The organism is Streptomyces sp. SolWspMP-5a-2, assembly GCF_900091845.1.
Lineage (GTDB): Bacteria > Actinomycetota > Actinomycetes > Streptomycetales > Streptomycetaceae > Streptomyces > Streptomyces doudnae.
Map to the genome: position 1 here is coordinate 1 of NZ_FMCI01000166.1, position 6,992 is coordinate 6,992.

At 75.8% G+C, this 6,992-nt stretch carries 5 protein-coding genes; 3 read left to right on the forward strand and 2 right to left on the reverse strand.

The annotated features are described in order from the left end of the window. Window positions 1-2,205 (reverse strand): zinc-dependent metalloprotease (locus GA0115242_RS42310; RefSeq protein WP_305134138.1); only part of this gene is annotated, 2,205 nt, incomplete at its 3' end. A gap of 212 nt (window positions 2,206-2,417) precedes the next feature. Further along, window positions 2,418-3,221: a GntR family transcriptional regulator gene (locus tag GA0115242_RS17130; protein ID WP_161353177.1), complete on the reverse strand. Its 804-nt coding sequence runs from the start codon at window positions 3,219-3,221 to the stop codon at window positions 2,418-2,420. A gap of 475 nt (window positions 3,222-3,696) precedes the next feature. Here GA0115242_RS17130 and GA0115242_RS17135 point away from each other — a divergent pair, with 475 nt between their 5' ends. The 3 genes from GA0115242_RS17135 to GA0115242_RS17145 all read left to right on the forward strand — a co-directional run. Beyond that, window positions 3,697-4,872: a peroxidase-related enzyme gene (locus GA0115242_RS17135; protein WP_093829335.1), complete on the forward strand. Its 1,176-nt coding sequence runs from the start codon at window positions 3,697-3,699 to the stop codon at window positions 4,870-4,872. A 95-nt stretch (window positions 4,873-4,967) separates the two neighbouring features. Further along, a complete protein-coding gene (locus GA0115242_RS17140) occupies window positions 4,968-6,059 on the forward strand; it encodes an ABC transporter substrate-binding protein (RefSeq protein ID WP_093829337.1) in 1,092 nt (363 codons plus the stop codon). Next, window positions 6,052-6,992 (forward strand): ABC transporter ATP-binding protein (locus GA0115242_RS17145; RefSeq protein ID WP_093829339.1); only part of this gene is annotated, 941 nt, incomplete at its 3' end. The genes GA0115242_RS17140 and GA0115242_RS17145, both read left to right, overlap by 8 nt.

The following is a 6,992-nucleotide window of genomic DNA, read 5'->3' on the forward strand; positions in this document are numbered from 1 at the left end:
CTCGTCGCGCACCGGGTGGTGCAGCTCGCCGCCGCGCAGAGCGGCCAGGGCGTGGCGGACGACGACCCAGCCCGCCGTCTCCCTGACCAGCGGGTCGGACGGGGCGGCGGGCTCGGCCCCGTCCCCGTGCCAGGCCGCGTCGAGCAGGCACGCCAGGACGTCGGTCACCCCGGGCACCCGGGGGTCGTCGGCGTGCTGCCAGGCCAGCCGGTTGAGCAGGGCCGGCTCCAAGAGCGCCTCGGCCACCAGCGCCGTCGCGGACTCCACGGCGGAGAGCGGGTCGAAGACGCGGCCCGCCCGCGTGTCGAGGTACTCGGGCGAGCGCGCGTACCGGATGCCGGGCGGGGTGAGGACGGCGAGGACGGCCGGGTGCGGCACCAGGTCGCCGGGGCGCAGCAGCGCGGCGGCCGTGCGCAGCGCCCGCCACTGGTCGTCGGGGGCGACCGGGGGCGTGCCGCGCACGGTGCCCGGGACGGCGTCGCCCGCCTGGGCATAGGCGTAGCGGACACCGCCGACGAGCCGGGTCACGGCGGCCAGGTGGTGGCGGTGGTAGAGGTGCAGCAGGGCGGCCCGCGCCTCCAGTTCGCCGCTCTGCCGGTCGGGCGGGATTACTCCGCGGGTGAAGGCGGCCTGCGCGGCGCGGCGGACGGCGAGGGCCTGCTCCAGCGCCTCGAACGGGTCGTGGGCGTGCGGGACCCAGACGGCCGCGTCGGCGTGCGCGGCGCCGGGGCCGCGGGCGTCCTCGTCGGCGAGGTGGAGCAGTCCGGCGTCGGCGGCCTCCCGGCGCAGCCGGGCCAGTCCCGCGCTCTCCTCGGCGGGGGTGGCGAAGCTCCCGTAGGCGTGCGCGACCAGGAAGCGGTCCCAGGGGCCGAGTCCGCTCGGGTAGGCGCGGGAGAGGTCGGGGGTGCCGTCGGGGCCGACGGTGACCTCGGGGTGCGGGTAGTCCATCACCGACGGGCTCGGGTGGCCGGTGCTGGCGAAGTTGTGCAGGAACCCGAGCGCGTGGCCGATCTCGTGGGCGGCCAGCAGCCGCATCCGGGCGAGGACGGTCTCGCGCACGACGGCCAGCCGGGCGGCCTCGTCGGGGTGGCCGTAGGGGGCGAGCAGGGCCTCGGCGAGCGCGGTGACCTGCGCGACGCGCTGCGAGCCCAGGCGGACCCGGCCGTGCAGGATCTCGCCGGTGCGGGGGTCGGTGAGGGCCTGGCCGTGCGACCAGCCGCGCCCGTCGCGGTGCACCCACCAGACGGTGTTGAGCGCCGGTTCGTCCAAGTCCGTTCCTTCGGGCGCCACTTCGACCCGGTAGGCGTCCTGGAACCCGGCGGCCTCGAAGGCGGCGCGCCACCAGTTGCCGCCCTCGACGACGGCGGAGCGCCACGGTTCGGGGACGGCAGGGTCGACGAGGAAGACGATCGGCCGGCGCACCGGTCCCGGCGCCGCGTCCGGGTCGGCGTGCTCCAGGCGGAAGCGCGGCTGGTACATGACCCGGGCGCCGTCCGCCCCGTGGTCGTCGTGGCCGATGCCGTAGCCGCCGGAGGCCGGGTGGTAGGCCCGGGGCGGCAGCGGCGGCTCGGGCAGCGGCACGAGGTGCACCTGCTGGACGACGGTGAGGGCGGCCGGGGCGGGGGTGACACGGCGCAGGGCGGCGCCGGTGCCGGGTCCGCGCAGGGTCAGCAGCGCGGGCAGCCGGACGCCCAGGGCACCGCTGCTCGCGGGCAGCGGGTAGGACGCGTCGGGGTCCACGGTGTGTTCGCCCTGGCCGCGTTCGCGCAGCAGGTCGGCGATGCCGTGCAGGTCGGTGAGGGCGAGCCCGGCGGGGTCGACGAGGGCGCCGTCGGCGTCCTCGCGCAGGACGGGTGCGCTCCAGACGACGGAGTGGGCGAAGGAGTCGGCGCCCGCGCGGACGGCGGCCGGGTCCCCGGTCGCGAGGTGGTGCTTGTCGCGCAGGACGAGGACGGCCCGGCCGGAGAGCCGCCGGAACGCGGCGAGCCGTCCCTTGCCCGACTTGCCGCGGTCCAGGGTCAGTTCGCTCGACCCTGCGCCCGCGGAGAGCGCGGCGGTGAGCAGGAAGGGGACGTCGAAGCGGCGCACCAGGAGCAGGGTGCGGCCGGAGGTGCCCGACGCCCCGGGAGCCGGGTTCCCCGGGGCGTCCGGGGGGTCGGTGACCAGGTCGAACAGGGGCAGGGACGCGGCTTGCTGCTGGGACACGACGGTGCTCGCTCTCCGCTCCGCCCGACGGTCGGCAGTCGGCGGTGGCCTGTCGCGGAGCGGGTCCGATGCTAGGCCGTGCCCCTCGCCCGGTGCGACGGCGGGCGGCACGGGGCGCGCGGCGACGGCGGGAACGCCGGTGCCTGGTGGGCGGGCCAGGCGAGCAGGGGGCGGTGCCCGGTGGACGGGTACGGCGGGGAGGGGGTGGGTGCTCAGCGGTCCGGTTCGGCCGGGATCTCGTAGGCGAGGTGGAAGCGGTCGCCGGGTACCACCAGGTCGGCGGTCTCCAGGGGGCGTTCGCCCGCCCAGTAGGTGCGCTCGATGGCGGCGACGGCCGCGCCCCGGCCCAGGTCGAGGGCGGCGGCCTCGTCCGGGGTGGCGAGGCGGGCGGTGACGGTCTCGGTCGAGCGGGTGACCCGGATCCCGATGTACGACATGCGGGCCACGACGCTGCCACCGGCGAGGGGGCCCGCGCCCGGCAGGGAGACGGGGGTGCCGCCGGTGATCCGCAGCGGTTCCCAGCTCACGCAGATCATCGCCGGGAGGCCGTCGTTGCTGAGCTGGTACGCGCTGCGGATGACGGGCTCGCCCGGCGGTACCCGCAGCCGGCGGGCGATGCCGGGGTCGGCGCCCTCGGTCCGCGAGGAGGGGGTGCCGCGTTCGGAGCGGGCGCCGGGGCCGTCGTCGCCGCCGGGGGCGGGTGGTCCCGACCGGCGCAGGTCGGGGTGGACGGCGAGTCGGCCCTGGAGCCGTTCCTGGGTCCAGGAGCGGGCCATGGTCGAGGCGGAGACCCGCTCCCGCACGAAGACCCCGCTGCCGGTCCTGCCCCGGGCGAGCCCCTCGCTCACCAGCAGCCGGACCGCCGCGGCGGCCACGTTCGCGCCCACCGCGTACTGGGCGGCCAGGTGCGCGCGGGACGGCAGCGGGGCTCCCGGCGCGAACTCGCCGCTCTCGATCCGGCGCCGGATGTCCTCGGCGACCCGGCGGTAGGACGCGACCCGCACCAAACGTCTCACCCCTCGGGCAACTGTCTCGCGATGCGAGAAATTCTGACGTGACCTGGAAAACACCGTTCCGTCACTCGGCCCCCGACCGTACCCCGCTCCCCCACCTGATGCATCAGGTGGGGTCGCAGAGCCCCTGCGGTACGGGACACGGTCCGCACGCGTCCGACCTGTTGCATCAGGTGGTCTCCCCGGCCCCTCTCCGGCGGGGTCCGCGCGGGCCGGTGCCGGGTGTGTTCCCGCTCGTCAGGGCTTTGCGCGCGGCTCGGGGACGGGGCTAACTTTCAGCTCTCCGGGCCCGTCCCACGATGTGTCCGGATGATGGGCCACGCGGTGGACAGCTTCGCGGCGTGGACCGGGCCGCCGGAATCCCGGCGGTCGTGGAGGACCCGACGAAGGGCCCGCCGGACGCGCGCACCGCCGCCGGGCGACGGCGCCCGGACCGGTATTCCGTACCCGACGCGACCGAGTGGGGAGAGGAGCGACCTTGAGCGACGACGAACGGTTCCGTCCGGACGTCGGTCCGCACGCGGACGCGGCGCGGGCCGCGCTCCTGCGCCCCGCGGCGCCGGACGCCCCCGGCCGACCCGGACGGCTCACCCCCGCGCTGCGGACCGAGGCCGCCGTGCTCGCCGCCGAGCTGGCCGGACAGCCACGGCTCGCGGAGCGCTACCGGACCCTGGCCTACACCGCCTCCGCGGCCGTCCCGGCCACCCCGCCCGCGCCGGACACCGGAGCGAGCGACGCACCCGCGTCCTCCGAACCCGGCCCGGCCGACTCCGCCCTCCGCGCCGCCGTCCTCGCCTGGACGCGCCTGGTGACCCTCGCCCCCGCCCGCTCCGGTCGCGCGCAGCTCGCGGAGCTGGAACGGGCCGGGCTCGGCGCGGCGGACATCGTGGCGCTGGCCCAGATCGTCGCCTTCGTCTCGTACGAGGCACGGGTCGCCTCGGGCCTGGCCCTGCTGGACGGCGCCCCGGCCGCGTCGCCCGTCGTCACCCCGGCGACCGCCGCGGGCCCCTCCCCCGAGCCGTCGTTCACGCTGGACGTCCTCACCTGGACCCCGTGGGTCGTCCCGGTCCCCGCCGACGGGCTCGACGCGCAGCAGCGGGCGGTGGTCGACGCGCACGCCACGCTCTCCACCGACTCGCCGTACTACCGCACCCTGCTGCACGTACCGGCCGCGCTCGACCACCGCACCCACGTCTACAACGCGCTGATGTACGGGCGCGGCGGGCTGCCCAGGGCGGAGCGGGAACTGGTCACCCTGCTGGTGTCGCGGATCAACGGCTGCGTGTACTGCGCCTCGGTGCACGGCCGCAAGTTCGCCCAGCTCGGCAAGGACCCCGAGGCGGCGCGGCGGGTGCTCGACGAGGGCGCGGCGGCGCTCGCGGACGATCCGCGCCGGGCCGCCCTCGCCCGCTTCACCGCACGCCAGACGGCCACCCCGCCCAGCGCCTCCGCCGACGACGTGGCCGCGCTGCGCGCCGCCGGGATCGACGGACCCGCGCTCCTCGACGCCGTGCACTGCGTGGCGCTGTTCGGCTGGGCGAACCGGCTGATGCAGGTCCTGGGGGCGCCCGCGCTGCCGGAGTCCTGTACCGGGACGTCCGGTCCCGCCGCACCGGCGGCGGTGCCCGCGACGGACCTCCCGTCGCACGGCTGACCGGACGTCGTCCTCCCCCGGCGGGTCCTTCCCGCCGCTCGGCCCTCGTGAACCTGCGCCCGCGCCTCCCGCGCTCTCGTGAACCGGAGTTCCCCATGACCGCAGTACCCCGCCGTCTCGCCGCTGCCGCAGGGCTCGCCGCGACCGCCCTGCTGGTGTCGTCCTGCGCCACGTCCGCCTCGACGTCCGCCGGGGGTGGCACGGACGCGGGCACGGGGAAGCAGACGATCACCTTCATGGGCTTCTTCGGGACCTTCCAGGACTCGTTCACGAAGACCGTGATCAAGCCGTTCGAGAAGGCCAACCCGGACATCACCGTCCGGTACGTGCCGATCCAGAACTCGGCCGAGGTGCTGGCCAAGCTGCGGGCGAGCAAGAAGAACCCGCCCGCCGACGTGGCCCTGATGGACAGCTCGGTGGCGCCGACCGCGAACAAGGAGGGCCTGTTCGCCAAGCTCGACGAGGAGCGGGTGCCCAACCTGGCGCGGCTCGTCGACAAGGCGCGGGCCAAGGACGGCTACGGTCCCGGGCTGACCCTGGACAGCCTGTCGATCCTCTACAACTCCAAGGCCGTCAAGGACGCGCCCACGAGCTGGAACGACCTGTGGGACCCGGCGTACAAGGGCAAGCTGGCGCTGCCGATCGCGGACACCCGCGGGGTCGCGCTGATCGTGGCGCTGGAGAAGATCCTCGGTGAGGACTACAAGAAGGACATCGATCCGGCGATCGCCAGGCTGAAGACGCTGGCGCCGTCGGTGGAGACCTGGCAGCCGTCGCCCGACGTGTACACGGCCGTCCAGTCGGGCGAGGCCGATGTCGCCGTCGGCTGGAACGCGCGCGGCCAGTTCTACCAGGACACCTCCAAGGGTGTGGTGCAGCCGGTGCTCCCGAAGGAGGGCACGGTCGAGCAGATCAACACGATCAACCTGGTCGCGGGCTCCGGGCGCGCCGAGGCCGCGCAGAAGTTCATCGACTACGCGATCGGCGCCGAGGCGCAGAAGGCGTTCGACGACGACGCGTACTACGCGCCGGTCAACCGGGACGCGACGCTGGACAAGGACGTCGAGGAGCGCACCACCGCCTCCGCCGAGCAGCGCGAGCACCAGATCCCGGTCGACTGGAGCTGGATGACCACCCGCTACACCGCGTGGGTGGACCGCATCAAGCGGGAGGTCATCGGTGGCTGAGGCGAAGGCGGCGGCCGACGGTTCCGGGGCAGGGGAGCTGCGCCTCGACGGCCTCACCAAGACGTACCCGGGGCAGCACGGCGCGGCCGTGCGGGGCATCGACCTGAGCGTGGAGCGCGGCTCCATGCTGGCCGTGCTGGGCCCCTCGGGCTGCGGCAAGTCCACCACCCTGCGCATGATCGCGGGGCTGATCGAGCCGACCGCGGGCCGGGTCCTGGTCGACGGCCGCGACATCACCGGCATCCCGGTGCACCGCCGGGACATGGGGATGGTCTTCCAGTCGTACGCCCTGTTCCCGCATCTGGACGTGGCGCGCAACGTGGCGTTCGGCCTGGAGATGCGCAAGGTGTCCAGGGCGGAGCGCGACCGGCGGGTGGCCGAGGCGCTCGACCTGGTGCGGCTCGGTCACCTCGCGGGCCGGCGGATCGCCCAGCTCTCCGGCGGCCAGCAGCAGCGGGTCGCGCTGGCCCGCGCGCTGGTGGTGCGGCCCACGCTGCTGCTGCTCGACGAGCCGCTGTCCAACCTGGACGCGCAGTTGCGCGGGGAGATGCGCGACGAGATCCGGCGCATCCAGCGGGAGACCGGGATCACCGCGGTGTTCGTGACGCACGACCAGCACGAGGCCCTGTCGATGGCCGACCGGGTCGCGGTGCTCGCCCGGGGGCGGCTGGAGCAGGTCGGCAGCCCCGAGGACGTCTACGAACGGCCGGGCAGCCGGTTCGTGGCCCGGTTCGTGGGACGGGCCAACCTGGTCGAGGGGACGGTGACGGGCTCCGACGGGGAGCGGACGGTGGTGGAGCTGCCCGGCGTCGGCCGGGTGCCCGCGCTGGGCACCGGACGCGCCACCGGCAGCCGGGCGGCGGTGCTGCTGCGGCCGCACCGGATCGCCCTCGCGCCCGCCGGCGCCGTCCCGCGGGACGGTCGCCCGACGCG